Origin of the sequence: Pseudomonas sp. LF-5 (genome assembly GCF_037626295.1) — a bacterium.
Lineage (GTDB): Bacteria > Pseudomonadota > Gammaproteobacteria > Pseudomonadales > Pseudomonadaceae > Aquipseudomonas > Aquipseudomonas monsensis.
On the sequence record NZ_JARKMT010000001.1, the window covers coordinates 838,373 to 865,362 of the forward strand.

The window sequence follows — 26,990 nt, forward strand, 5'->3', positions numbered from 1 at the left end:
GACAATGACCACACGGTCTGTGTGAAAACCGACCGTCGGCCGTTTGTCGGGTCTTTAACTGAAGACCACCAAACCCTGTGGGAGCGAGCTTGCTCGCCAAAGCGGTGTGTCATTCGACATCGATGCCGACTGACACGACGCCTTCGCGAGCAAGCTCGCTCCCACAGGTATCGTGTGAACCTTATAAGCAGCAAACTCGCCCCCACAGGGGATGGAGGCTTAGAATGGCCGGCAGGACCATTCCCGCCTTCACGAGACCGCGCATGACTTTCGATTTTGATCAGGTATTCGACCGCCACAACACCGGCAGCACCAAGTGGAGCCGCTACCCGGCCGACGTGTTGCCGATGTGGGTCGCTGATATGGATTTCGCCGCACCGCCGGTGGTGATCGAGGCACTGCAGCAGCGTCTGCTGCACCCGCTGTTGGGTTACAGCGTGGCGCAGGACAACCTGCGCGAGGCCATCGTTGCCGACCTCTGGAACAAGTTCGCGTGGCAGGTCAAACCTCAGGAGCTGATCTTTCTGCCGGGCGTTGAGTCCGGTTTCAACATGGCCTTGAAAGCGCTGGTGCAGCCGCAACAGAACGTCGTGGTGCAAGTGCCCAACTACCCGCCGCTGCGCCATGCGCCGGGCCACTGGGGCTTGAACAAGGTCGAGCTAAAATTCGTCGCACAGGCTGACGGCACTTACTTGACGCCCTTGGAGGGCTTGCGTGAATCACTGAACGGTGGCGGCGCGCTGCTGCTGAGCAACCCGCACAACCCGATCGGCAAGGTGTTCGGCCGTGAAGAACTGCAAGCGGTGGCGGATATCTGTGTTGCCCGGGACGCGTGGATCATCTCCGACGAAATCCACGCCGAGCTGTGCTTCGACGGTCGCGTGCACATCCCGACCGCTTCCCTGAGCCCGGAAATCGCCCGCCGCACCATCACCCTGATGTCGGCGAGCAAGGCCTACAACATCGCCGGTCTCAAGACCTCGTTCATGATCATCCAGGACGCCGCCCTGCGCGAACGCGTCAACCACGCCCGCTGCGGCATGGTCGACAGTGTCAACCCGCTGGGCATGGAAGCCACCCGCGTCGCCTACAGCGAAGCCGGGCCGTGGCTGGCCGAGTTGAAAACCTATCTGCAGGCCAACCGTGACTGGCTGGTGGACGCCGTGCGCCGCCGGTTGCCCGGCGTGACCCTCAACGTGCCGCAGGGCACGTATCTGGCGTGGCTCGATTGCTCGGCGCTGGATCTGGCCAATCCTCAGCAGTTCTTTCTGGAACAGGCCAAAGTCGGCTTGAGCGCCGGTCTGGACTTCGGCGACCAGCACCAACAGTTCGTGCGCCTGAACTTCGGCTGCCCGCGTTCAATGCTCGAAGACGGTATTGCCCGGATGGAGCGAGCCCTGGCTGACCGCAATACCTGAAAACACTTTGATTGATGTGGGAGCTGGCTTGCCAGCTCCCCAAATCTGATCGAACTCACGGCAAACCGCCCGGGTCAACCTCTCATACCTGCCATGAGACCCGGAGATTTGCGATGACCGACTATCCAAAACCCCCCTTCCCCAAACAGGCCCAAGCGGTGCCCGGCGAGCAAGGCAAAATGCAGCCTTATCCCGACTGCGGCGAACAGAGCTATGTCGGTTCCGGCCGGCTGGCCGGCAAGATTGCGCTGATCACCGGCGCCGACAGCGGCATCGGTCGCGCCGTGGCGATTGCCTTTGCCCGTGAAGGCGCAGACGTCGTCGTGGCTTATCTCGATGAGCATGACGACGCCAAAGAGACCGCACGCTGGGTCGAGCAGGCCGGTCGCCAGTGCCTGTTGTTGCCCGGTGACCTCGCGCAAAAGGCCCACTGCCAGGCGCTGGTCGACCAGACCATCGAACGCTTTGGCCGCATCGACGTGCTGGTCAACAACGCCGCGTTCCAGATGACCCACGAAACCTTTGAAGAAATCCCCGACGAAGAATGGGTGATGACCTTTGACGTCAACATCACCGCGATTTTCCGCTTGTGTCAGGCGGCGATCAAACACATGCGCCCCGGCGCGTCGATCATCAACACCAGTTCGATCAACTCCGATTTGCCCAAGCCGACCCTGCTCGCCTACGCCACCACTAAAGGCGCGATCGCCAACTTCACCGGTGGCCTGGCCCAGATGCTCGGCCCAAAACAGATCCGCGTGAACTGCGTGGCACCGGGGCCGATCTGGACCCCGCTGATCGTCTCGACCATGCCGGATGAAGAAGTCCAGAATTTCGGCAGCGAAACCCCGCTCGGGCGCCCCGGGCAACCAGTGGAAGTGGCGCCGATCTATGTGCTGCTGGCGTCGGACGAAGCCAGCTACATCACCGGCCAGCGCTACGGCGTGACAGGTGGCAAACCGATGCTCTGATTCCGCGCTATTCACACAGCAACACGACCCTGCAGGCGCTGCCGAAGGCTGCGCCTGCTCACAACGGCAGTCACACCCAATATCCAAGGCGGCATCTTATGAGCTTTACCGTGTGGGTCGCCGTGCTGGGCGCTGTGCTGTTGACCCTGGCGCTGACCTCGTCGTACCTGCGCTGGATGCCGGTGACCACATCGGCGGTCTGCCTGCTGCTGGGGATCGGCATCGGTCCCAGCGGCCTTGATCTGTTGAAACTGTCGCTGGACGACGCCTCGTTATGGATGGAGCACCTGACGGAAGTCGCGGTGCTGTTTTCGCTGTTCGTCTGCGGCCTCAAGTTGCGCTTGCCGCTGCGTGACAAACGCTGGCGGATAGCCTTCGGCCTCGCGGGCCCGGTGATGGTGCTGACCATCGCCGGGGTATGCCTGCTGTTGCATTGGGGCTTGCAGCTACCGTGGGGGCCGTCGCTGCTGATCGGTGCGATTCTGGCGCCAACCGACCCAGTGCTCGCCGCCCTGGTGCAGGTCAATGATGCGCGGGACGTCGACAGTGTGCGGTTTGGCCTGTCCGGTGAGGCCGGGCTCAATGACGGGATCGCCTTCCCTTTTGTGATTCTCGGGCTGTTGCTGATTCACGCTGACGGCACGACTGGCGACTGGCAGGGTTGGGTCTTGCGCAATCTGCTGTGGGCCGTGCCCGCCGGCCTGTTGACCGGTTACTGGATGGGCCGCGGCATCGGCCGTGTGACCCTGTTGCTGCGCATCCGCAATGACGACAGCACCCTGAGTCCCAACGACTATCTGGCGTTGTCGCTGATTGCCCTGGCTTACGTCGTTGCCGAAGCCATCGGCGGCTACGGCTTTCTGTCGGTCTTTGCGGCCGGCCTGGGCTTGCGTCAGGTTGAAGTGAAATCCACCGGCGCCAGCCAGCCGCCGGCCGAACACCTGGTGCAACCGGTGGTCGGCCACCAGAACATCGAGCCGCAACACGCGATGCACGGCGATACCGAACGGCTGGAAAGCAGTCAGGTCGCGGCCGGCATCATGATGGGCGATATGTTGTCGTTCGGCAGTCTGGTGGAACGGGCCATGGAAGTGTTTCTGGTCACCCTGCTGGGGGTGGTGCTGATCGCGCACTGGGATTGGCGCGCGTTGCTGGTCGGCGGTGTGTTGTTCTGCCTGATCCGTCCGGTCTGCGTTGCACTGATGCCGTGGGGTGGCCTGTTGCTGGGGCGGCAACGGCTGTTGATTGGCTGGTTCGGCATCCGCGGTATCGGCAGCCTGTTCTACCTGTTTTATGCCTTGAATCATGGTCTGACCGACGCTGTCGCCACGCTGTGTACCGACCTGACGCTGTCTGTGGTGGCCCTGAGCATTTTGCTGCACGGGGTCAGCACCCAGCCGATTCTTGCCCGCTACGAACGACGCCAGAAAGCCCTTTTATAGGAGCAGCCTGGGGCAGCTCCTCCCGCGGAATGGCAAGGTTAAAAATCCTGCGAAAAAAAATGGATCTCTGCGCGACGCTTGGCGGTCACAACGTTAACCCCTCGCCGAGCCCCTCGGCGGGGCCTGGCAGGTTCGGTTCCCCTGCGGCGAAACGCCTATGAAAAGGAATCCCGAAAAATAAGGTTACGGTCATGAAAGAATGCTCGACTCCTGCGCAAATCAAGGCTTGCAGAGCGCTGGCTCTGGAACGCAATCGCCAATTGTTCGAAGAGGCGCAGGCGCTGAACCTCGCGGCTCACGAACTGCTGGAAAGCCGAGAGATGGATATGGAACAGTTTGAACACTATCGCGCGTTACGGCGTAAAGCCGACCTGAAGTTTGCCGACGCGATCGAGCATTTGTGCGTGCTCAACGAAGACTTCCCGCCGATCCCCATGTCGCCGCACAACTCGCAGGGATTGCGTCGCCAGCTTGAAATTGCCGAGTGATCCCTCGCCCCAAAAAGCAGCCGGCAATCAGTGCCGGACTGCTTTTTGCCTGCTGATCAACCGCCCGGATTGGTCACCTGAATAAACACCGCATAACTGCCCAGCAATACCCAGAACGTGGCAAAGATCCACGGGGTGCGCACCGAGAACAGCAGCGACTTGCGGTACCCCTTGTGGCTCGACTCCATTTCGCTGAACAGCGGCGACTCGTCATATGCCAGTCCCATCAAGGGCTCGCTGTGCAACAGATGGCTCTGCTTGAAGTGCCAGTGATCAATGATGTCGTACGCGGCGCGAATGCCCGGCCAGGCATTGAGCGAACTGAGCAGCCCGAGCAGCGCCAGAAACGGCGGCACCACCAGGGTGAACAACTTGCCCCATTCCGGGTTGAGGTTGGCCATGCACGAGGCAAAGGCAATCACCAGAAACGACTGCGCCGCCAGGTAGGCGTCGGTGCGATTGGCGAGGATGCTGGTTTCGTACTGGATCTCCCGGCGATAGAAATCCAGCCGCTCCTTGGGCGAACCAAACATCTTGGCATTATGTTCGGTCAGGGTTTCTTCAGCGGTCGGCTGGGTCAATATGCGAGGCAAGAGACGCACGCTCCGGGGTAGGGAAAACGCTTAGAAGCGCGCGTTTGCAGACAAGTTCAGCCGGATTGCCCGCCGGGTCATTTCATTGCCTGGGCAATCACTTCCACCAGATTCAACTGGGTAAACGGCTTGGGCAGACGCGGCAGTTGCGCGGCGAAGCCTTCGAGCCGTTCGGCGTAACCGGTGGCGAGGATGATCGGCAGGTCGGGTTTGAGCAGGCGCACGGCGTGGGCCAGTTGTGCGCCGCTCATGGTCGGCATGGCCATGTCGGTGATCATCAGGTCGATGACTTCGCCCTCATCGAACAGCGCCAGCGCCCTGGCGGCGGACGTGGCATTGATCACCCGGTGCCCCAGGTCCTCGAGTAACAGGCTGGTGCTGGTCAAGACCAGCGAATCGTCGTCCACCACCAGTACGCTGAGCCGTGGTACTGCAATCGGTTCGACCGGCAGCCGCGAGGGTTTGGCCGTCACGCCCTCGCCGATCACCGGCAACCAGAGTTCGGCCGCCGTGCCGTGGCCTTTTTCGCTCTTGAGGACAAAGCGCCCACCGAGTTGCTCGATGAAGCCATGCACCATCGACAAGCCCAGGCCGGTGCCCTTGCCCAGGCCCTTGGTGGTGAAAAACGGATCCCTGGCCTGGGCCAGGGTTTCTGTGTCCATGCCCTCGCCGCTGTCGATCAGGCTCAGGCACACATAATGCCCCGGTGTCAGCGCCGAATAGCTCTGTTCAAGCACGACTTCCGGCTGCGCACTGATCACCACTGTGCCACCGTCGGGCATGGCGTCGCGGGCGTTGGTCGCCAGGTTGAGCACGGCCAGTTCCAGCTGGTTGCTGTCTGCCAGCACTGGCGAAAGGTTCGGCGCAAAGCGTGTCTCGATGTGAATTCCTGGCCCCAGCGAACTGCGTAACAGCCCGGTGATGCCTTGCACCAGTTGCGGAATATCGACCGGTTCGGTCTTGAGTTCCTGCCGGCGTGCGAACGCCAGCATGCGCTGGGTCAGCGACACACCGCGCAAGGCGCCCTGGGTGGCGTTCTCCAGTAAGCGGCTGATTTTCGGTTCGTCACCGATGCGTTTCTGCAGAATTTCCAGATTACCCAGGATCACCGTCAGCAGGTTGTTGAAGTCATGGGCGATGCCGCCGCTGAGCTGACCGATGGCCTGCATCTTCTGCGCCTGGAACAACGCCTCGCGGGTCTTTTCCAGGGCCAGTTGCGCCTCATGGGCTTGCGTCACGTCACGCGTGATCTTGGCAAACCCCAGCAGCGTCCCGGTTTCCCCACGAATCGCATCGACTACCACGTGCGCGAGAAAACGCGTGCCATCCTTGCGTACGCGCCAGCTCCTGTTCTCGAAGCGGCCTTCGCGGGTGGCGATGTCCAGGGCCCGCGCCGGCTCGCCGAGTTCACGGTCTTCGGGGGTGTAGAAAACCGAAAAATGCTCACCGATGATTTCTTCCGGCGTATAGCCCTTGATGCGTTGTGCACCCTGATTCCAGTTACTGACGCGGCCTTCCGGGCTGAGCATATAAATCGCGTAGTCGGTAACGCCTTGCACCAGCAGGCGGAACTGCTGCTCACTTCGCTTGAGGGTTTCCTCGGCCATTTTGCGATCGGTCAGGTCGCGGGTGATCTTGGCGAAACCGAGCAAGCGGCCATCCGGCGCGATGATCGGGTCGATCACCACGTGGCACCAGAAATTCGTGCCGTCCTTGCGCACCCGCCAGCCTTCGCCTTCATACCGTCCTTCGCGGACCGCCGTATCCAGCGCCCGCTGCGGCAATCCGGCAGCGCGATCGTCCGGGGTGTAGAACCTTGAAAAGTGCTCGCCGAGAATTTCCGCCTCTTCATAGCCCTTGAAGCGTTTCGCGCCGGAGTTCCAGCTGGTGATGATGCCGTCGGGGTCGATCATGTAGATCGCGTAATCGACCACCGCATCGATCAGGAGCCGAAATCGCATCTCCTCCATCGCCCCGGTCTTGCTGTTATCGCTCATTCCACTCACCGCACACTGATATGAGCAGGAGTATGCGTGAATCCGTCGATTTGGGAAGCGGCGGGCTCGTTATCGATCGCCCACCAGCGCGGCAGCAGTTGCTGAATGCGATGCTCGGCAAAGCGATCGTCGATCAGCATCACCACGCCGCGATCCTCGCGGGTGCGGATCACGCGACCGGCGGCCTGCACCACTTTCTGTACCCCGGGAAACAGGTAGGTGTAGTCATAGCCGGCGCCGAAAATCGCCGCCATGCGCTGCTTCATCTGTTCATTGACCGGGTTGAGCTGCGCCAGCCCCAGGGTGGCGATGAACGCACCGATCAGGCGGGCGCCGGGCAAGTCGATGCCTTCCCCGAAGGCGCCGCCCAGCACCGCAAACCCGACGCCCTGGCTGTCGGCGGTGAACTGATCGAGGAACGCCTGACGCTGACCTTCGGCCATGCCCCGTGATTGCTGCCACAAGGTGATGTGCGAGTGCCGTTCGGCCAGCAACTGCGCGACCTGTTGCAAGTAGTCAAAGCTGCTGAAGAACGCCAGATAGTTGCCCGGCCGTTCGCTGAACTGGCGAGCGATCAGCTCGACGATGGGCGCCAGCGAAGCCTGGCGATGGTTGAAGCGCGTCGAGATGCGGCTGACGATGTGCACCTGCAACTGCTCGGCGCTGAACGGCGACTCTACGTCGATGCACACGGTATCGGCGGGTGTCCCGAGCAGGTCGGCGTAATAGCGGCGCGGGCTGAGGGTGGCGGAAAACAATACGCTGCTGCGCGCCGCTTTCAGGCGCGGGCCGATGAACGCGGCCGGCACCACATTGCGCAGGCACAGTTGCGACAGCGGTCGCTTGCGATCGAGGTCGCGCTTGCTGATGTCGAACAGATAATGCTCGTCGTACAGCTCCGCGACCCGGCCAAATTGCAGCAGGTCGAAGTAGACATTCTGCAAACCGCTGTCGAGCCCTTGCGGGTGATCGTTGAGGTAATCGCCGATGGCCGCGCAGCACAGCGAGATCGCTTGCAGCAGTTTTTCCGGCGCCTTGTCGTAGGCCTGATACGGCGCCAGTTGCGGCGCATGCAACGCGTTCCACTCGCGGTTGACCCGTTGCAGGACGTTTTTCAGCGCCTGCGGGGCGGTTTTGCGCACGCTGCCGAAGGTGCCCTGATCCAGACTGGCGCTGTACATCTGCCGGCCGCGCTCCACCAGGTTGTGCGCCTCGTCTGCCAGGACGGCGACTTTCCACTGATTGAGCTGGGCCAGCCCGAACAGCAAAGCACTGAAGTCGAAATAATAGTTGTAGTCGGCTACCACCACGTCGGCCCAGCGGGCCATTTCCTGGCTCAGGTAATACGGACAGATCGAGTGTTGCGCGGCGACGTCGCGCATGGCTGCCTGATCAAGCAGGTTGATGCGACTGGCCGCTTCGCGGGCGGCGGGCAAACGATCGTAGAAGCCTTGAGCCAGGGGACAGGATTCACCGTGACAGGCCTTGTCCGGGTGTTCGCAGGCCTTGTCCCGGGCGACCATTTCCAGGACCCGCAAGGGCAATGCCGGCGTCTGATCGAACAACACCTGACTGGCGTCCAGCGCCAGTTTGCGCCCGGGGGTCTTGGCGGTCAGGAAGAACACCTTGTCCAGTTGCTGCGGCGCCAGCGCCTTGAGCATCGGGAACAGGGTGCCGAGGGTCTTGCCGATCCCGGTCGGCGCCTGGGCCATCAGACAACGACCGGTGCTGACGGCCTTGAACACCGATTCGGCCAGGTGCCGCTGGCCGGGGCGAAAACCGGCATGGGGAAAGCTAAGGTGCTGCGCCGCTCGATTACGCGCATCGCGGTGCGCCATTTCCTGTTCGGCCCAATGCAGAAACAAGCGGCATTGGTGCTCGAAGAAGTCCTGCAGGGTCTTGGCGTCGAAGGCTTCGACCAGGCAGGTTTCCTTCTCGCTGACGATGTCGAAATACACCAGCGCCAGGTTGATCTGCTGCACATCGAGCTTGCGGCACATCAACCAGCCGTAAACCTTGGCCTGCGCCCAGTGCAATTGCCGATGATTGGCCGGTTGCTTGCTCAGGTCGCCACGGTAGGTTTTGACCTCTTCAAGGCAGTTTTGCGCCGGGTCGTAGCCATCCGCCCTGCCCTTGACCTTCAATTGCAGGTACTCGCCTTCCAGCGCGACTTCACTTTGATACTGCTCGCTACGCCGCGAAGCCACGGTGCGATGCCCGGCAATGCCTTCCAGCGCTGTGGGAGACGGTGTGAAACGCAGGTCGAGGTCGCCGCATTTCGCAGTGAACTCGCACAGTGCGCGCACGGCAATGCTGTAGCTCAAGCACTCTGCTCCGCCCATTGCACGTAACACACGGCAACCGGCATCTGGTGTTGATGGCAAAACTCCAGCCAGCGCAGCTGGTTATCCTGCAAGCGGTCACCGGGGCCTTTGACTTCGATCATCCGGTAAGTTTTGTGCTGCGGCCAGAACTGGATCAGGTCGGGCATGCCAGCACGATTGGCCTTGATGTCGAGCAGCAGCCGGTTGAACCAGTGTTTCAGGTGTTCGGCCGGCAGACAGGCCAGTGCCTGCTCCAGCAAGGCTTCATTCAAGGCGCCCCAAAACACGAATGGCGACTGGATGCCCCACTTGGCGACAAATCGTTCGCGAATGGTCTGCGCATAGCGACCATCGTCGAGCTCAGCCAGACAGGCCTGGAACAGTTCGGCGCGGCGTTGCTGAAAGTCTTCATTCAGCAGATCCACCGGCCCGCGCTGGAACGGGTGAAAGAACGCGCCCGGCAGCGGCGCAAAAATCGCCGGCCAGCACAACAGGCCGAACAGCGAATTGATCAGACTGTTTTCCACGTAATGCACCGGGCCATCGTCGTCGTGCAGATGCGCCTGCACGTAGTACTCGACCGACAACCCCGGATCGCTGCGCAGCAGCTGCAGATCCAGGCGCTCCACCGGTCTGGCCGCCACGCGCTTCAATGGCGGACCACCGAGTTTGCGCCGCAGCCGTGGCACGATGCGTTGCAGGCCTTGTTGTTCGGCAGCACTCTCCACGGCCTGCTCCGCCACAGTGGCGAGTTCCAGGGCCAAGGCGTATTCACCGCAGCGCTCCAGCACCCGAATCATGCGCAATCGCGCGCCCGGGTAGGCACAGTCGCGGTAGATGTTCAGGGCCAGGGCAAACTCGGTGGTGCGCTCGCAATACTGGGCGATCTGGAACAGCACCTTGCCACGCCGCCGTTGCAGCCACGGGTTATCGAAATGCATGGCGCTGACCTGCTCGACAATGATCGCCAACGGTTCTCCGGCCTCGAAGCGCAGCTGGCAGGTGTGCAGAAACAGGCAGGCGTCAACGTCCTCGCGGCTGCGCAGACCACGGGAATCGGCGCAGAACTCGACTTTTTCGTAGGTGAAGATCCCGAGGTCGGCGAGGACGAACTCCGACCAGTCCTGGTACAGGTTGCCGAAGAACATCAGGCGCAAGCGGTCGCACAGGTCCATGATGGTCAGGCTGAACAGACGCTCGGCGAGCAACGGTGCCCAGTCGCACAGGCGGCGGGTTTCCGGGAACAGCCCGGCGAGTGCGGGCAGCCAGTCGTCCTTGCGGCCCTTGGGTTGCTCGATGAACGCGGCGAACGCTTGCAGGATTTCGGCCTTGAGCAACACCTCGAACACCTCGGCCAGCGCCAAGGGGGCGTGTTCATCCAGCCAGCCATGGGCCAGCAACGGTTGCGCAGCCTCGGCGATGTCACCGATCTCGGCATAAGCGAGTTTGCCGGCACGAAAATGCACGCCCTTGCGCATCACCATGCGCACCAGCAAACCTTGCGACGGTTTGGGCAATGCCTTGAAGTCGCGAATGAAGGCGTGCTCGGTTGCGCTCATCACATCGGCATAGCGCAGCTCAAGCCAGTCAAGTACTTGCCGGAAGTTGTTGAGGTAATAGAACGGATCGTCGAGGGGATTGGCAGTCACGGAAATTCAGGGCCATGGCGAGCGAGTACTGGTTATGCGTACAGATACCAGCTCTGCCCCGTCCGGTGCAAACGGAAAAGGATCAGTGGCATTTTTTGACCGGCGCATCGAACTTTTTCCCGCGTGATGGCACCAACCGCGTTAGAAGACCGACATTGCTCGGTATCACATGGAACGAGGATCTAGAAGTGGGTATGAAAATCAAGACGCTGGGCATTCCTCTGGCAGTTGCGGCTTTGCTGGCTTTGGGCGGTTGCTCGACCCAGACCGTGGTCACCCTGCAGAACGGCACTCAGTATTTGACCAAGGACATGCCGAAGACCAAAACCAAGGACGGTTTCTATGAATTCGAGGATATTTCCGGGGCCAAGGTGAAAGTGCGCGCCGATGAAGTCGCCACTGTTCGCGAAGAAGACTGACACCCTGCTGCCGTTCGTTCCCACGCTGTGCGTGGGAACGATCAAGATCGCCGCCTCGGCAGCTCCTGCACAGGCGTCTCGGGTTATTCGAACGCGGGCATGCCCGGGATGCTGTTGTCGCAACTGAAGTAGCTGCCGCCACGTCGTACCAATTCGCTTTGCAGGCGCTGGCAACGCTCCAGGTCCTGCTGGGCCATGCGGTCAATGCTCGGATTGCCGGTGGTTTGCGGCGGTGGTTTGCCGTCACCCAGGCGAATGGTCACGAAGGGCTGTTCGGGCTGGATCTGAAAACGGCTTTTCTCCTCGACCGGCTCGACCGCTTTGGTCTTGGCCGGGCTCGGCAGTTGCTCGCTGCTGATGCCGTAACGGCTCAGAATCGAGGTTTGAGGCAGATCGGCCCAGACATTGGCGGAACACAGCGCCAGTCCGACGAAACCGATAGACCCCTTGAAACTTCTCACGTGTGAATCTCCTGTACTCAATGGCGGCTAGCTATAGAACGTGTGTGCACGTGCTGGCTTTAGGCCGCTTTTCCTGTTTGCACAGGGTTTGAGTCAGAGAATGGCCATCGAGTCACTTCCAGCACCCGATTGTGGCGAGGGAGCCAGCGCCCTCGCCACAGGTTGTGTGTTGCCAATCAGTATCAGGCGATCACGATACCGTCGGCACTCAAGCTATTGAGCGCAACCCCGACCAGCGTCACCGAATCATTGCCAAACGTCAGCACCGTGTCCTGCCCCACTGTCGCGGCATGGGCACGCAAGTCATCGGTCGGCAACACCCCCTGCACGCCCAGGAACACCAGTTTGTCGTTGGACGTAAACCCGACCACCCGGTCCTGGCCGAACGCCCCGTTGAACAGGAACGTGTCCGCCCCGCCACCCGACTCCATCAGGTCGTTGCCGGCGCCACCGACAAAGACGTCATTACCGGCGCCACCCACCAGATGATCGTTACCATCGAGCCCGAACAGCCAGTCACCGCCAGCATGCGCCTTGAGCGTGTCCGCACCGCTGGTGCCTTTGACACTCGACTCATACGCGGTGAGGTTGTTGCCGACCTTCAAGCCGCTGCTGGTAACGCTGTGGGTCACGTCGTCCTTGAACAGCCCCCAGAGGAAGCCCGGCTCCTTGGTGACGATGCTGCCGATATCGCGGGTGATGCTGATCCCGCCTTTGGCATCGCGGATGTACAGGTTGCCGGCGCCGTCGTTGGCAAAGTCGAAGGTGTTCACCGATTTCTGCAAGTCGAGGGTGTTGTTGCCGGCGCCGCCGAGGATGACGTTGTAGCCGCCACTGTCGCGGAAGGTGTCGTTGCCGGCGCGGCCCTCCAGATAGTCGTTGCCACTGCCGCCCTGGATCAGGTCGTTGGCGTCGCTGCCGATGATAAAGGTGCTGCCCTTGTGGGTTTCGGCATTGCGATTGAGGTCCTGCACCCAGGTATTGGCGCGCGCCGGGTCCGACAGGTTGGCGACGATGATCGTCGAGTCCTTGCTGGTCAGGTCGTAGAACTTCGACTCGATGATCCGGTTCATGCCGTCGCCGTAAGCAGTCGGCAGGTGTGAGATCCAGGTCGGGATGTTGAGGATCGAGAACGGCAGCAGATTCCACGCGGTCGAGGCGTAGTGATCGTTGAAGCTGACGATGTTGTCGGTGGCCGATTCCTTCGGCGCGTCGTGCACGCCGATCGAGGCGCCGGTGAAATTCGAGCCGTCGAGGGCGCGGAATACCGGATCGTTTTCGTAACCGACGTTGAGCACCTTGTCGGTGCTGCTTTGGGTCGGTGAGGCGTAGGCAATGTAGTTGGAATCGGCGAAGAACCCGCCCCATTTACCGCCGCTCAGGTCGGCCATGCTGTTGACTGCCAACCCGCCGAGGCTGTGGCCGCTGACCAGCACGTCCTTGCCGGTCAGGCCGTTGGCCTTGGCGAACGCCACGACATCACTGAGCAGATTGCCGAAGGCCTCACCGACGTAGTTCCTGGCGTAGTCCTTGGGACCGAACGCCGCCAGCAGGTCGTTGATCACATCGCCGATGGAGTCGAGGATCAGGTTTTCCCGCGGGCCGCTGGTGCCGCGAAAGGCGATGCCGATTTCGGTCAGATGGCCCTGGGCGTCGTACTTGCCGAGGATTTCAACCTGCGCGGTAGCGTAACCGGCCTTCTCGCCGAAGAAGGTGCCGCGTGCGTCGGTCTTGCCTTCATACCCCAGTTGCGACGCGGTGATCGGCGTCCAGCCGGCCTTCTTCACGGCGTCGAGGGCGAGTTTTTCCGAGTCGGGGTTCCACGGAATGCCGGGGATAACCCCCTGGGAATCCGTGCCGCCCAGCAACGCCGTGACCAGCGTGGCCGGCAGGCCAAGGCCGAAGCCGTTGTGCTGATAACCCGTGGCAAAGCCGTTATCGAGGTTGTGGTAGGAATACAGCGTGATCGCCATGGCGTCGCTGAACAGCGCCTTGGAATCGGCTGTGCCGAAGTTTTTGTAGTCATACACACCCATTGCTATTGCCTCTCTTTTGTTGGAATTGTCAGAGATAGCTCACAGCCAGGGCGCCCCTTGGGGGACGCCCCGGAGCATTTCAGAAACTACGTTTAGCGTTTAACTGCAGGAGTGGGGCTGCTGGCGATAGCGATGTGTCTGATTAATAAATGCAAACTGACACACCGCTATCGCGAGCAGGCTCGCTCCTGCAGGGAGTACTAGGCAAAAACGAATGCCGAGTCCGACAGGTTAGCCACTCCCACCCCGATCAGGGTCACGGCATAGTCGCCAATCTTCAGCACGGTGTCGGCCCCGGACTGCGACGCGTGCTGCTTGTAGTCGTAGCCCTGCCCCGCGCCTTCGACGCCCATGAACACCAGTTTGTCGCTGCCCTGGTAGCCATTGATGGCATCGAAGCCGAACGCGCCGCTGAACAGGAAGGTGTTGTTGCCACCCACCGCCGTCATCACGTCGTTTCCGGCGCCGCCGACGAAGGTCACGTGGCCCTTGTCGCTGACCAGTTTGTCGTCGCCACCGAGGCCGAACAGCCAGCCACCGTCGGCGGTCGCGTGCAACGCATTGCCGTACGCATCGCCGTTGAGCGAATGGGTGTACTGGGTCAGTTGGTTGCCATTGCTCAAGCCCTTGGCCGTGACGCCCCAGGTGATGTCCTTGCTGCCCCACCACGACCCCGCCTCCTTGCTCACCAGCGCACCGATGTCGCGAGTCATGCTGATGCCGCCGTAGGCGTCGCGCACGTACAGCGTGCCGTCTCCGTCGTTGGCGAAGCTGAAGTTCTGCAACGGTTTCTGCAATTCGAAGGTGTTGTGGCCCTGGCCACCGAGCAGGATGTTGAAGCCACCGTCGTCACGGAACCGGTCATCGCCGGCACGGCCTTCAAGGAAGTCGTTGCCCGCCCCGCCCTTGAGCCAGTCGTTGCTGTCGGTGCCGATGATGAAGGTGCTGCCGGTGTGCGGCTCGCCGCTGCGCCCGAGGTCCTCGACCCAGGTTTTGCCCCGGGATGCTTGCTCCAGGTTGGAGACGATGATCGTCGAGTCCTTGTCGGTGAGGTTGTAGAACTTCGAGTCGATCACCCGATTCAAGCCATCGGCATACCCCAGCGAACTGTGCGCCGACCAGCTCAGCGGATTGATGATGCTGAACGGCACCAGGTTCTGTGCGGTGGACGCATAGTGGTCGTTGAAGTTGACGATGTTATCGGTGGTCGAATCATGCGGCTTGTCGTGCTTGCCCATCGAGGCGCTGCTGAACGTGGTGCCATCAAGCACGCGGAACACCGGGTCGTTCTCATAGCCGATGTTCAATACATTGTTGCCGGTGCTGCTCTGGGTCGGCGAGGCAAATGCGATGTAGTTGGCGTCCTTGAAGAACCCGCCCCAATTGTTTGCACTCAACTCGGCCACGCTGTTGACCCCGAGCCCGCCGAGGCTGTGGCCGCTGATCAAGACGTCCTTGGCAGCGATGCCATTGGCGATGGCAAACGCAGCGACGGCCTTGAGCAGGTTGTCGAAGGCGTTTTTGGCGTAGTTGCTCGCATAATCCGCTGGCCCGAACGCCGCCAGCAGGTTGTTTTTCATGTCGCCGAAGGTGTCGCTGTAGTCCAGCCCGCCGGTACCACGGAAGGCCACACCGATACCGATCAGTTTGCCGGAGGCGTCGTATTTGCCGAGCACTTCGCCTTCGGCGCTGGTAAAGCCGTCCTTCTCGCCGAAGAACGTGCCCTTGTCGCCAACCTTGCCCTGATAGCCCAGCGCCGTCGCGGTCACCGGGGCCCAGGCCGTCGCGGGCAACGGTTTGCCGGTCGGTGTGTAGGCGTACAACGTCAGCGCGATGGCGTCGCTGTACAACGCTTTGCCATCAGCATTCTTGTAATCGAACAGTCCCATGCTGTGCCCTCTCTTCCTTCAAGACCGGCAGTTCTCGCAAGAACTGCCGGCATGCCTTAGAACTGCCAGTCGAGGGTCAGACCCACGCCGTGGTTCTTCTCGTTGTTACCGATCAGCCCGTTGTAATCCAGGTTCACCCGCACATCGCGATTAAGCGCCAGACCGGCGCGTACGCCCACCACCGCCGCATCACGATCCATCGACACGCTCTGCACGGTGAACGCGCTGTTGCCATTGGCGAAGGCCAGGTGGCTGTCCGCATCGACGCTGCTCAGGTTGTGCTGCCAGCCAAGGCTCGCCCCCAGTTCCAGCTGATGCTGGTCCGACACGGCAAACGTGCGCTTGGCACGCACACCCAGGGTCGAGAGCACCACGTCGCGGTTGTCTTCGCCGCCTTTGAGCGCCGCCGCGTCACCCTTTTCGGTGAAGCTTTCGGTGTTCAGGTGCACGTACGAAAGATTGGCGAACGGCTCCAGGTTCATCGGTTGCAGGCCCAGGTCGTAAGCCGCTTCAGTGAACACCTGAGTCGTGGCGGCGTCGTGCTTGGTTTTCTGTCTGCCGCTGACACCACCGAACTGCAGCTCACGCTTCACGTCCACGCGATGCCAGCTGTAGGCCGCACCGGCGGTCAGGCGCAGTGCGTCGATCTGATGCCCCAGGTACGCACCCAAGTGGTAGCTGTCGACCGACGCCGACGAATGCGTGCCACTGCCCATGTTCAACGAGCTGTCGCTGTAACCGGTAACGAAACCCAAGCGAGTATCTTCAGCAATCAAGCCGTCGACACCGGCCAGCAAGCCACTGATCGAGCTGTTGGAGTCGGCATTGTCATGCCCGCCATCGCTCTTGCCCCACGAACCCAGGACCTTGACCCAGGCGTTGCTGCGGTCATCGGTCGGTGCACCGGCGTTGAACAGGTCACGTTCGCGCAGACGCTCGCCCACTGCCTCACGCAGGTAACGGCTGTCGTTGATCAGCAGCGTGCCGATAGCCGGGTGGATTTCGCCGGACAGTTGCTGGAAGGCCTGTTGCGCCGAGGCCGCGTTCGGCGACAACAGCAGGGTTTCGAACAGCGCATTGCCCGCGCCCAGCCGTTCAGCAGCAGCACCGACCGCACGCTGGTTCGGCGTCAGGCCGACGCTGGCGAAGGAGGCTTCGTTGCGCCCGACCGCCAGCTGGATACCGCCCGCCGAGTAATCGAGGATGCCACCGAGGAACGCGTAATCCGGCAATACCTGACCGAAGCGGCCTTCGATCCCGCCCGCTGCTTGCAGGATGTTGTAGCGGGTGCCGAGCAGGCTTTGCACTTCGCTGGTGGTCAGCAAGGTCGGGCTGTTTTCCAGGGACATGCTCACCGTCGCGCCTTCAATCACCGCTTTGCCGGTGGCGATGATCTGGTCGCTGCTGGTCGGCGACAGTTCAACGGCATAGGTCGAGCCCGGGGCGAAGGTCACGTCGCCGGCCACGTTCAAGGTGCCGATGGAGTTGCCGGGTGCCACGGTACCGCCGCTTTTCACCGACAGCGCGCCAATATGGCCGTTACCGCCGAGGACGCCGCCGTCATTCACGGTCACCGCCGATTGCAGCGAACCGTTGATCGCCAGTCGTCCCTGATTGACCAGGGTCGGGCCGCTGTAGGTGTTGTTGCCGGTCAACACCAGAGTGCCGAGGCCCTGCTTGGTCAAACCGCCATGACCGGAAATATCGTTGCGCCAGGTGTCGAGGCCGCAGGTGATGTCGGTGCAGACACGCTCGGTGGGCTTGCCCTTGTCGATGATCGCGCCGATACCCGGCAAATCAGCGACGAACTGACCCGAGCCGTAAGCCCCCTGAATGCGGAACTCTTCGGGGATGTCCTGCTCGGTGACGAACATCGCCGGGCCGTCGATGCCCTTGCGCAGGTTGATCATGCCCCAGCCGTACAGGGCGTCGATGCCCGGTGCGCCGAGGTCGGTGGCGGTAGTGCGCAGGACCGTGGCGACCTGGTCGCCGGACATGTACGGGAAGCGCTCCATCAGCACCGCCATCGAGCCGGCCACGTGTGGCGCGGCCATCGAGGTGCCATTGTAATTTTTGTAACCGGTGGTCAGGTTGTCGGCGTTGGTGCCTTCGATGATCGCGCTGTAGATTTTCGTGCCCGGCGCCGAGACGCAGAAACTCGCGGTGTAGCCGCAACGCGAAGAGAACGTGCTCATGATGTACGGATTGGCGCTGGCCAGGTCCGGGTTCTTCTGCAACGCAGCGACGGTGATCCAGTTGGGCGCGATGTCCGGGACGAAATAGCCGAGGCCGGCGATGGCGTCCGGGTTGTTGAGGTTGTAGTCGTTACCGGCGGCGAAGATCGTCACGATACCGCTGCGGGCCGCCGCGATTGCACCGTCGTAGGCGCCACCGGGTTTGGTGCCGAGCAGTGTGCGGATTTCGTTGAACTGCAATTGCGCGTCGTTGACGGTGAAGTGCGGGTACGCCGGATCGCGGCCACCGAGGTCGAAACGGTCGGTGATGCCGATGCCCCAGCTGTTGTTGATGATCCGCGCGCCGCTGGCGATCAGCGCATCCCAACCGGCCTTGTACACCGCGCCGTCGTTACCGCGGACGATACCGTCTTCCGGGCCGGGATCGCCGTTGTCGGCGCTGATGATCTGTGCGCCGAACGCTACGCCGTGCATCGGCCCACCGTCACGACTGCCAGCGGCGATACCGCCGACGTGGGTGCCGTGGGCACCGAGCTTGCCGTCGGAACCGACCGAGGGCGAGCCGTCGTACAGGAACGCATCACCCGCCTTCACCGGAATGTACGGGTCGGTGTATTCGCGGATCCCGCGCGTGACCAGGGTGATCACCTTGTTGCTGCCGGAGAACTCCGGGTGCGCGGCGTACACCGGCTGGTCGAAAATGCCCAGCTTCACGCCTTTGCCGGTATAGCCGGCGGCATAGGCGTAATCGGCACCGATCGCACCCAGGCCCCAGTCGGCCTGGAATTCGGTGCTGCGCCAACTCGAGGGATCGCCCTTGCGACCGTTTTCCACGTAGGGCGCCGCGTGCGCGGTGCCCCAACTGGTCAGTGCGCACAACACGGCGCACGTGAGGGTTTTCAGGGCAAAGCGGCCACCCGTTTGCGCGGGGGTATTGTTGTTATTCATCCAGCGACCTTCCTTAGTGATGTTGCGAAAAATCCGTTTATCTCGAATGCATGCACTGCCTTGTGGCGAGGGGATTTAAGCGGCCCCCTGCAACCTTTCAGGCAAACCGAGTCGTATGGGGCTGCGACTGCTGCGCAGCCGAACGGGGATAAATCCCCTCGCCACAGGTCTGTGTTTGCGCAGCCTGCGGCAGCTCTCGCAGGGATTGGCATCCCTCCCCTCGGTCAGAACTGCCAGTTCAAACTCAAGCCAACGCCATGACTCTTCTCGCGGCTGGACAGTTGTCCGGTGTAATCGAGGTTCACCCGCACGTCCTTGCTCAACGCCAGACCGGCCTGCACGCCCACCAATGCGGCATCGCGCAGCAGTGCCGAGCTCTCCACCGAATACGGCGTGCCGCCGCTGGCAAAACGCAGGTGCTGCCCGGAGTCGATAGCGCTCAGGCTGTGCTGCCAGCCGAGGTGGCCGCTGACGTCCAGCGATTGCTGCGCCGACAGGTTGAAGGTCTTCAGCACGCGCACACCGAGGGTGCTCAGTACCGCATCACGCTGGTCGCCGGTGCTTTTCAATGCCGCCGCATTGCCCTTTTCCCTGAAGCCTTCGGTGTCCAGGTGCACATACGCGAGGTTGGCGAACGGCTCCAGTGCCAACGGTTGCAGGTGCAGTCGATACGCCGCTTCACCGAACACCTGCGTGGTGCTCGCATCGACCTTGGCCTTCTGTTTGCCGCTGACGTTGCCGTACTGCAAGTCGCGCTTCACATCCGCACGGTGCCAGCTGTACGCCGCTCCGGTGCTCAAGCGCCAGGCGCCGGTTTCATGGCCGGCGTACGCGCCGAGGTGATAGCTGTCGACCTTGGCCGATGAATGCGTGCCCGAGCCCATGCTCAATGAGCTGTCGCTGTAGCCGGTGACCAGCCCGATGCGGGTCTGCTCGTCGAGGGCGCCGTCGACACCGGCCAGCAGGCCGCCAATCGAGGTGCTGTAACCCGCCGTGTCATGGCTCGAATCGGTGGTACCCCAGGCGCCGAGGGCCTTGATCCAGCCGTTGCTGTGCGCCGCCGAGGCATCGTGCAGACGCTCACCCAGCGCGTCGCGCAACTGGCGGCTGTCATTGATCAGCATCGAGCCGAGCGCCGGATAGATCTCGCCGCTCAACTGCTGGAAGGCGTGTTGCGCGGCCGGCGCGTCGGCTGCCAGCAACAGGCTTTCATACACCGAATTGCCAGCGCCGAGACCTTCCACCGCCGCCGCCACCGCACGTTGGTTCGGGGTCTGGCCGACGCTGGCGAACGCGGTTGAATTACGTTCTATGTCGAGCTGAATGCCGTTGCCGGAATAGTCGAGGCTGCCACCGATAAACAGGTAATTCGGCAGCACCGCACCGAACCGGCCCTGTATGCCGCCCGCCGCTTGCAGGATGTCGTACTGGCGCCCTAGCAGGCTTTGCGTCTCGGCGCTGCTGAGCAGTGTCGGGCTGTTTTCCAGCGACAGGCTGACCGTGGCGCCGCTAACGGTTGCCGTGCCGCCGGCAACGATCCGATCGCTGCTGGTCGGCGAGAGTTCTACCGCGTAAGTCGAACCCGGCGCGAAGGTTACGTCACCGGCCACGTTCAAGGTGCCGATGGAATTGCCCGGCGCCACGCGGCTGCCGCTGTTGGCGGTCAACGCGCCGATGCGCCCGGAACCGCCGAGCGTAGCGTTGTCGTTCACGGTCACGGCAGACGTCAGCGCACCGTTCACCGTCAACAAGCCGCCATTGACCGTGGTCGGGCCGCGATAGGTATTGTTGCCGGTGAGAATCAGCTGCCCGGCGCCGGACTTGATCAGGCTGCCCTGATAAATCCGCTGCGTCGCCGCTGCGTCGCGGGCGCTGCCGATGGCATAGTCGGTCTGATCCTGCTGACTGGCACCGCCCGGGACGCCGTTCTGCCAGCCCTTGTCCTGCAGGGTTTGCTGCCAGGCATTGTGTTCGGCGAGGTCCTCGCTCTGACGCTGGATCAGTGCCTTGTCGGAGATGTCATTGCTCCAGATATCGCGCTGCCCCGCCCCCAGACTGGCATCGAACGCGCCGAGCAACTGGCCCGGCCCGCGCATGGCCCGGTTCAGGTTGGCCACGCCCCAGCCGACCTGAGCGGTCGGTGCGTCGGTAGCCGAGCCATCGAGCTGCGTGGCGGTGGTCAGCAGTACTTCAAGCGCCTGCTGATTGTTCATGTACGGGTAACGTTCCATCACCAGCGCCAGGGCGCCGGTGGCGTGCGGCGCCGCCATCGAGGTGCCGGACTTGATCGCGTAACCGCCACCGGGGATGGTGCTGTCGATCTTCGCCCCCGGCGTGGTGATGCACCAGTACTTGGCGAGACCGCATTGGTTGTACTTCTGCTGATTGCCCTGGTCGAGCCCGGAGACGGCCAGCCAGTGACCTTCAAGGTCCGGCTGAAAGTACGGCAGCGCGGAACGCACGCTGGCATTCGGGTAACCGCTGTTGCCGGCACTGAACACGTTGATCACACCACGGCGCGACACGTCGCCTGCGGCGTCGAGCCAGGTGCCTTGGTTGTAGTGTTGGGCGTAGGCGGCGTGCAGATCGGCCAGGGTGCGATAGCTGACATCCGGCGGCTGACTGCCCCAGCTGTTGTTGATCGCGCGCACGCCGGCATCGGCCAGGGCGTCATACACCGCTTTGAAATAACGCGGGTCGGGGTTGGGGCCGAACAGGAAGCTGTCGTTCTTGTTGGTGTTGCCGACGTAGAGCTGCGCGTTATACGCCACCCCGTGCATGCCGCTGCCGTCGCGGGACGCCCCCATGGTGCCGACCACGTGGGTGCCGTGGGAGTCGTTGTTGGAGTTGAGGGTGCCGTCGACGTTGAACAGCGAGCCGTCAACGTAGCTGCCGCTGGCCAGTACCGGGTGATAGCGGTCGCTGGCGAACTCGGGATGGGCGGCATCGAAACCGGAATCGAGCGCGCCGATTTTCACCCCTTTGCCGGTGATGCCGGCGGCATAGGCTTGGTCGGCCTGCATGCGTTCCAGGCCCCAGTCGCGCAGAAACTCGGTGCTGCGCCAACTGGCGGGATCGCCGGGTTTGCCGGTTTCCAGGTACTGCGCCTGGGCCTGCGCAACAGAAACTGCAAGCAACAGGGTGCCGACCGATGCCGGCTTGAAGCGTACGTCCATGTTCACCACTCACTTTTATTGTTTTATGCAGGTTTTTCTGCGGTGCTGCCTGTTCCCCTCACCCCAGCCCTCTCCCCGAGGGAGAGGGAGCAGACCGAGATGTCTTGCGTCATTCAACGACCTGAAGAAACGGGTCGAATGTGGATTCAGCGCCACTCGATCAGGTCGGTGTACCTCTGAAATATCCCCCAATCGGTCCCCTCTCCCCCCGGGTGAAGCAGCCGACCGGGCTGTCTTGCGTCATTCACCGACCTGAAGAATCGGGTCGAATGTGGATTCAGCGCCGCTCGATCAGGTCGGTGTACCTCTGAAATATCCCCCAATCGGTCTCCTTTCCCTCCGGGTGAAGCAGCCGACCGAGCTGTCTTGCGTCATTCACCGACCTGAAGAATCGGGTCGAATGTGGATTCAGCACCGCTCGATCAGGTCGGTGTACCTCCGAAATATCCCCCAATCGGTCCCCTCTCCCTCTGGGAGAGGGTTAGGGTGAGGGCTGTTGAGCTACCACAAAAGCTTCATCCACCCGCGCCAGATCCTGTTCGTTCAAGGTCCCGGCGTAGTAATGCAATTTGGTCCAGGCCATCAAATAGTCGTACCGCGCCTGCGCCAGATCGCGGCGGGTGGTGAACAGTTGCTGTTCGGCATTCAAGGCGTCGAGGTTGGTCCGTTCGCCGCCGAGAATGCTCTGTTTGGTCGACACTACCAGCGCTTCCGCCGAGGTCAGCGCTTTCTGGTAAGCACGCAATTTGTTCACCCCGGACAGGCATGCACTGAACTGACGCCGCAGCTCGATCAGCGTCTCGCGCGTCTTGCCATCCAGTTCGTACTCCGCCTGTTCCATGGTGCGACTGGCCTGGCGCGTCGATGCCGACACCCCGCCACCGGCATACAACGGCACGCTGACTTCAAAACCGATGGTGTTGGTTTCGTACCGCTGGTTGTAGGTATTGCCGCTTTCCGATTCGTTCTGGCGCATCGACGCGTAGGCGCTGACTTTCGGCAAGTGCCCGGCGCGGTTGCGCTCCACTTCGTAGCGTGCCACTTCCACCGCCTGGCGTTGCGACGCCAGGTTGGGGTTATTGCTGATCGCCATTTCGTGCCAGGTGTCGTAGTTGGCCGGCATCAGCGCGAAGGTTTGGAAGTTCTGATTCAGCGGCACCAGATCACCGATATCCACCGCCGGCACACCGACCAGAGCGCCCAGTTCACGCAGCGCGGCATCCTGCTCGTTGCGCGCCTCGATCTCTTCGGCGGTCGCCAGTTCGTAACGCGACTCGGCTTCGAGAATGTCGGTGCGGGTGCCCTCGCCCTGTTTGAACATGTGCTCGTTTTGCTGGAACTGCTGCTCGTAGGCCTTCTTCTTCGCCTGGGCGATATCAATCTGATCCTGGGCAAACAAGGCCTTGGTGTAGTTGTCCAGCACCCGCACCAGCAGTTCCTGACTCTTGCCACGGAAGTTCTCGTCGGCGAACAGCGACTGCGCCACGCCTTTGCGATACGCGGCATAAGCCTCGTAGTCGAGCAACGGTTGTTGCAGGGTCAGGGCCGAGCCGTAACTGCTGTAGTTGCGGTCATCGGTACGATTGCGCGCACGTTCGTCGAGCGAGGTCGCCTTCGACGAGTTACGGCCCTTGTTGTAGGTGTAACCGATTTTCGGCAACAGCCCGGCGCGGCCAATGGCGCGGTTCTCCAGGCCGGCATCACGCTCCTTGATCGCGCCGAGGAACACCGGGTCGTTGCGCAACGCTTGTTCGTAAATCTCGAACGGCCCCATCGCCGCCACTGCCGTGTGACTCGCCAGCAGCATCATTGCCGCCGCGAGCATGGAAAGCTTATTCATACAGCCGAACATCCTTATTCCTCGGTCAACGCGGAGCCTGCCCGGTCGAGCAGCGGTTTGAACAGATAGTTGAGGAGTGAACGTTCACCGGTACGCACGAACATCTCTGCCGGCATGCCGGGCTTGATCACCAGACCGTTGAGTTTTTCCATGGCCTGATCGCTGACACTGCTGCGCAACACGTAGTACGGCACGCCGGTTTTTTCGTCGATCATCTGGTCGGCAGAAATCAGGCTGACTTCACCCGGTACCCGCGGGGTTTTGCTCTGGTTGAACGCGGTGAACAGGATGTCCACCGGCAAATGCGTACCGACCTTGTCGATCAGGTTGATCGGCAAGTGCCCTTCCACTTCCAGGCTGGTGCCTTGGGGTACGATCTCCAGCAGGGTTTCGCCCTGCCGGACCACGGCGCCTTCGGTGTGCACGCCGAGGTTGACCGCCACGCCATCGGCGGTGGCGACAATCTCGCTGTGTTGCAGGTCGAAACCGGCGGAGGTCAGTTGCTCGGACAGCGTGACGCTTTTCAACTGGGCATCGGCCAGTTGCGTGCGTACTTCCTTCTGATATTCCTCGCCGTGCTGTTGCAGTTTCAGCCGCGATTCGAGGATGCCCTGCTCCACACGGCCGCTTTCCCCGGTGTTCTCTGCCAGTTGTTGCTGCACTTGCGACAATTGACGCTGATATTCCATCAAACGGTTGCGCGGGATGTAGCCATTGTCTGCCAGCGGCTGCAGGTTGCTCAGCTGTTGCTGCAGTGAGTCGGCCTGAGCATTGAGATCAGTGCGCGCACGGCGCATGCCGGCCAGTTGCGCGGTGGCGCCTTCGATGCTGGCGCGCAACCCGGCCTGCTCGCGGTAGAACGCTTCGCGGCGGCTGCTGAACAGTTGACGCTGGCCTTCGAGCACCAGGGCCAGACGCGGGTCCGGATCACTGCTCAGTTCGGCCGGAAAGGTCACCTGCTTGAGGTTGTCACGCTCGGCCTGCCAACGCGCCAGGCTGGCCCAGGCCATGCGGTATTGCGCTTGCAGCGATTGCACGTCAGCCGCGACCTGGGTCTGGTCGAGACGAAACAGCGGTTGCCCCTGTTTCACGATCTCGCCTTCGCGCACCAGAATGCGGCTGACCACACCGCTGCTCATTGACTGCACGGCTTTACGTTTGCCTGTCACCACCACGGTGCCCTGCACCGGAATCCCCTGATCCAGCGGCGCCAATGCCGCCCAGGTGAAGAAGCTGCCGGCGCCGACGATGGCCAGAATCCAGCCCATGCGGGCGAAAAACTTCGCGTCGCGCTCCGGGCGTTCAGTGATGTAGGCGTGTTCCATGTTCGCTTCGTTTTCAGTGTTCATGCTGGCGCTGCTCATACACCCGAATTCCTTGTCGAGGGCTGGTACTGCCGGCTCATGCTGAGCCCGCCCGGTGCTTGTGCAGCTTTCTCACGTTGTTGCTCCTGCTGGCCGGACAGCGCCTTGAGCACTTCCTGACTCTGACCGAAGGCCTGCAAACGACCCTCGTTGAGTACCAGCAACTTGTCGGCCTGGGCCAGCACCGAAGAACGGTGCGTCACCAGCACCACCGTGGTGCCCTGGGCCTTGAGCTGGGCGATGGCGCTGGCCAGGGCGGCTTCGCCGACGGTGTCGAGGTTGGAGTTCGGCTCGTCCAGCACCACCAGGCTCGGCGTGCCGTACATCGCGCGGGCCAGGGCCACGCGCTGCTTCTGGCCGCCGGACAGACCGCTGCCGTCCTCGCCCAGTTGTGTGTCGTAGCCCTGCGGCAGACGCAGGATCATCTCGTGGACGCCGGCCTGTTGTGCGGCCGCCACCACTTTCTGCGGGTCGGCCTCGCTGAACCGCGCAATGTTCTCGGCGATGCTGCCGCTGAACAGTTCGATGTCCTGCGGCAGGTAGCCGATGTACGGGCCGAGCTGGTCGCGGTTCCAGCGGTGGATGTCGGCGCCGTCCAGGCGCACGATACCGCCGAGGGTCGGCCACACGCCGACGAGGACTCGGGCCAGCGTCGACTTGCCGGAGCCGGAAGCCCCGAGCACACCCAGCACTTCACCGGCACCCAGATGGAAATTGACCATGTGCAAGGTCGCTGCACGTTGCCCCGGTGGGCCCGCGCTGACTTGCTCGAAGGTGATCTGCCCTTTCGGCGCCGGCAACGCCATCGCTTCGTCGCTCGGTGGAAACGCTTGCAGCAAGGCATCGAGGCGGCGATACGCCAGCTTCGCCCCGCTCCACTGTTTCCACACGGCGATCAACTGGTCGATCGGGCTCAGAACGCGGCCCATCAGAATGGAACCGGCGATCATCATCCCGGCGGTCATGTCGCCCTTGATCACCAGCAACGCACCCAGCCCCAGCACCAGCGATTGCAGGCACAGGCGCAGGGTTTTACTCATCGAGCTGATCACTGCCCCGGTGTCACTGGCCTGATTCTGCAGGCCGAGGAAACGCGAGTGCACCTGGAACCAGCGCTTGCGCAGCGAACCAAGCATGCCCATTGCCTGAATGGTTTCGGCGTTATGCAAATGACTGGTCGCCAGTTGACTGGATTTCTGCGAAAAACCGGCGGCATCGCCCAACGGCTTTTTGGTCATGTATTCGTTGAGGCACGCCAGCGCGATCAGCAGCAGCGCGCCCGCCGTGGCGAGGACGCCGAGCCAGACGTTGAACAGGTAAATCACGAACAGATAGACCGGGAACCACGGCGCGTCGAAAAACGCAAACAGCGCCGGCCCGGTGACGAACTGGCGGATGTGGGTCAGGTCGCCCAGCGACTGCCCGGCATTGCCCTCGCCCTTGAACAGGTTGCGCTCGAACGCGGCCTGATAGACCCGCAGGTTGAAACGGCGCTCCAGTTGGCTACCGATGCGGATGACGATGAAGCTGCGGATTACCTCGAGCAGGCCGATGAAGGCAAAAAAACCAACGACCATCAGCGACAGCATCGCCAGGGTGGTTTCGTTCTGCGATGACAGTACCCGGTCATACACCTGAAGCATATAAATGGAGGGCACCAGCATCAGCACGTTAATCAGTGCGGTAAAGCAACCGACGCTGATCAGAATGCTTTTATAGTCACCCAATGCCTTGATGAGGGGAGCGGTGGCTGGGGCCTTCGCCATCTTCATTGATTATT

General features: G+C 62.0%; 17 protein-coding genes. 5 read left to right on the plus strand and 12 right to left on the minus strand.

Features of this window, described 5'->3' with window-relative positions:
* The first annotated feature begins 263 nt into the window (after window positions 1–263).
* From PseuLF5_RS03885 to PseuLF5_RS03900, 4 genes are all read left to right on the plus strand, one after another.
* Window positions 264–1,418 carry a MalY/PatB family protein gene (locus tag PseuLF5_RS03885; protein WP_340132972.1) on the plus strand — a complete coding sequence of 385 codons (1,155 nt, stop codon included), beginning with the start codon at window positions 264–266 and terminating at the stop codon, window positions 1,416–1,418.
* Window positions 1,419–1,531: 113 nt separating this feature from the next.
* Window positions 1,532–2,389, plus strand: a complete 858-nt coding sequence (locus PseuLF5_RS03890) for a glucose 1-dehydrogenase (protein WP_340132973.1) — start codon at window positions 1,532–1,534, stop codon at window positions 2,387–2,389.
* 98 nt (window positions 2,390–2,487) lie between these two features.
* Entirely contained in the window at window positions 2,488–3,831 is a 1,344-nt protein-coding gene (locus tag PseuLF5_RS03895) for a cation:proton antiporter (RefSeq protein WP_336346773.1), read from the plus strand.
* 191 nt (window positions 3,832–4,022) lie between these two features.
* Complete coding sequence (locus PseuLF5_RS03900; protein ID WP_123468620.1) at window positions 4,023–4,319, plus strand: hypothetical protein; 297 nt, start codon at window positions 4,023–4,025, stop codon at window positions 4,317–4,319.
* A gap of 56 nt (window positions 4,320–4,375) precedes the next feature.
* Here PseuLF5_RS03900 and PseuLF5_RS03905 read toward each other — a convergent pair whose 3' ends face one another.
* From PseuLF5_RS03905 to PseuLF5_RS03920, 4 genes are all read right to left on the minus strand, one after another.
* Window positions 4,376–4,912 (minus strand): hypothetical protein, encoded by a 537-nt coding sequence (locus PseuLF5_RS03905; protein ID WP_064118033.1) that lies wholly within the window; start codon window positions 4,910–4,912, stop codon window positions 4,376–4,378.
* A 77-nt stretch (window positions 4,913–4,989) separates the two neighbouring features.
* Entirely contained in the window at window positions 4,990–6,909 is a 1,920-nt protein-coding gene (locus PseuLF5_RS03910) for a hybrid sensor histidine kinase/response regulator (RefSeq protein ID WP_340132974.1), read from the minus strand.
* A 5-nt stretch (window positions 6,910–6,914) separates the two neighbouring features.
* Window positions 6,915–9,233 (minus strand): ATP-dependent DNA helicase, encoded by a 2,319-nt coding sequence (locus PseuLF5_RS03915; RefSeq protein WP_340132975.1) that lies wholly within the window; start codon window positions 9,231–9,233, stop codon window positions 6,915–6,917.
* Window positions 9,230–10,882 carry a VRR-NUC domain-containing protein gene (locus PseuLF5_RS03920; RefSeq protein ID WP_340132976.1) on the minus strand — a complete coding sequence of 551 codons (1,653 nt, stop codon included), beginning with the start codon at window positions 10,880–10,882 and terminating at the stop codon, window positions 9,230–9,232. The genes PseuLF5_RS03915 and PseuLF5_RS03920 overlap by 4 nt, the downstream gene beginning before the upstream one ends.
* Window positions 10,883–11,076: 194 nt before the next feature.
* On the opposite strand from PseuLF5_RS03920, the gene PseuLF5_RS03925 reads away from it, so the two are divergent.
* Window positions 11,077–11,301, plus strand: coding sequence for a YgdI/YgdR family lipoprotein (locus PseuLF5_RS03925; protein WP_123468612.1), 225 nt, complete (start codon window positions 11,077–11,079; stop codon window positions 11,299–11,301).
* 83 nt (window positions 11,302–11,384) lie between these two features.
* Here PseuLF5_RS03925 and PseuLF5_RS03930 read toward each other — a convergent pair whose 3' ends face one another.
* The 8 genes from PseuLF5_RS03930 to PseuLF5_RS03965 all read right to left on the minus strand — a co-directional run bounded on the left by PseuLF5_RS03930 (window position 11,385) and on the right by PseuLF5_RS03965 (window position 26,982).
* On the minus strand, window positions 11,385–11,762 hold the full coding sequence (locus PseuLF5_RS03930; RefSeq protein WP_123468610.1) for a hypothetical protein: 378 nt from the start codon (window positions 11,760–11,762) through the stop codon (window positions 11,385–11,387).
* Between the two features lie 182 nt (window positions 11,763–11,944).
* Window positions 11,945–13,798 (minus strand): polyurethane esterase, encoded by a 1,854-nt coding sequence (locus PseuLF5_RS03935; RefSeq protein ID WP_322374499.1) that lies wholly within the window; start codon window positions 13,796–13,798, stop codon window positions 11,945–11,947.
* Window positions 13,799–13,998: 200 nt separating this feature from the next.
* On the minus strand, window positions 13,999–15,687 hold the full coding sequence (locus tag PseuLF5_RS03940; protein ID WP_340132977.1) for a polyurethane esterase: 1,689 nt from the start codon (window positions 15,685–15,687) through the stop codon (window positions 13,999–14,001).
* Between the two features lie 56 nt (window positions 15,688–15,743).
* Window positions 15,744–18,830 (minus strand): autotransporter domain-containing protein, encoded by a 3,087-nt coding sequence (locus tag PseuLF5_RS03945; protein ID WP_340132978.1) that lies wholly within the window; start codon window positions 18,828–18,830, stop codon window positions 15,744–15,746.
* A 224-nt stretch (window positions 18,831–19,054) separates the two neighbouring features.
* Window positions 19,055–22,006, minus strand: a complete 2,952-nt coding sequence (eprS, locus tag PseuLF5_RS03950; RefSeq protein ID WP_340132979.1) for an autotransporter serine peptidase EprS — start codon at window positions 22,004–22,006, stop codon at window positions 19,055–19,057.
* Window positions 22,007–22,487: 481 nt separating this feature from the next.
* Window positions 22,488–23,858: a TolC family outer membrane protein gene (locus PseuLF5_RS03955; RefSeq protein ID WP_340132980.1), complete on the minus strand. Its 1,371-nt coding sequence runs from the start codon at window positions 23,856–23,858 to the stop codon at window positions 22,488–22,490.
* Between the two features lie 2 nt (window positions 23,859–23,860).
* On the minus strand, window positions 23,861–25,210 hold the full coding sequence (locus PseuLF5_RS03960; protein ID WP_186745231.1) for an HlyD family type I secretion periplasmic adaptor subunit: 1,350 nt from the start codon (window positions 25,208–25,210) through the stop codon (window positions 23,861–23,863).
* Window positions 25,207–26,982 carry a type I secretion system permease/ATPase gene (locus PseuLF5_RS03965; RefSeq protein WP_123468597.1) on the minus strand — a complete coding sequence of 592 codons (1,776 nt, stop codon included), beginning with the start codon at window positions 26,980–26,982 and terminating at the stop codon, window positions 25,207–25,209. The genes PseuLF5_RS03960 and PseuLF5_RS03965 overlap by 4 nt, the downstream gene beginning before the upstream one ends.
* Window positions 26,983–26,990 lie beyond the last annotated feature (8 nt).

Coding starts and splice junctions, on each gene's coding strand:
- PseuLF5_RS03885 (WP_340132972.1), top strand. CDS start 264: ATGACTTTCGATTTTGATCAGGTATTCGACCGCCACAACACCGGCAGC.
- PseuLF5_RS03890 (WP_340132973.1), top strand. CDS start 1,532: ATGACCGACTATCCAAAACCCCCCTTCCCCAAACAGGCCCAAGCGGTG.
- PseuLF5_RS03895 (WP_336346773.1), top strand. CDS start 2,488: ATGAGCTTTACCGTGTGGGTCGCCGTGCTGGGCGCTGTGCTGTTGACC.
- PseuLF5_RS03900 (WP_123468620.1), top strand. CDS start 4,023: ATGAAAGAATGCTCGACTCCTGCGCAAATCAAGGCTTGCAGAGCGCTG.
- PseuLF5_RS03910 (WP_340132974.1), bottom strand. CDS start 6,909: ATGAGCGATAACAGCAAGACCGGGGCGATGGAGGAGATGCGATTTCGG.
- PseuLF5_RS03925 (WP_123468612.1), top strand. CDS start 11,077: ATGAAAATCAAGACGCTGGGCATTCCTCTGGCAGTTGCGGCTTTGCTG.
- PseuLF5_RS03935 (WP_322374499.1), bottom strand. CDS start 13,798: ATGGGTGTGTATGACTACAAAAACTTCGGCACAGCCGATTCCAAGGCG.
- PseuLF5_RS03940 (WP_340132977.1), bottom strand. CDS start 15,687: ATGGGACTGTTCGATTACAAGAATGCTGATGGCAAAGCGTTGTACAGC.
- PseuLF5_RS03945 (WP_340132978.1), bottom strand. CDS start 18,830: ATGAATAACAACAATACCCCCGCGCAAACGGGTGGCCGCTTTGCCCTG.
- eprS (WP_340132979.1), bottom strand. CDS start 22,006: ATGGACGTACGCTTCAAGCCGGCATCGGTCGGCACCCTGTTGCTTGCA.
- PseuLF5_RS03955 (WP_340132980.1), bottom strand. CDS start 23,858: ATGTTCGGCTGTATGAATAAGCTTTCCATGCTCGCGGCGGCAATGATG.
- PseuLF5_RS03960 (WP_186745231.1), bottom strand. CDS start 25,210: ATGAGCAGCGCCAGCATGAACACTGAAAACGAAGCGAACATGGAACAC.
- PseuLF5_RS03965 (WP_123468597.1), bottom strand. CDS start 26,982: ATGAAGATGGCGAAGGCCCCAGCCACCGCTCCCCTCATCAAGGCATTG.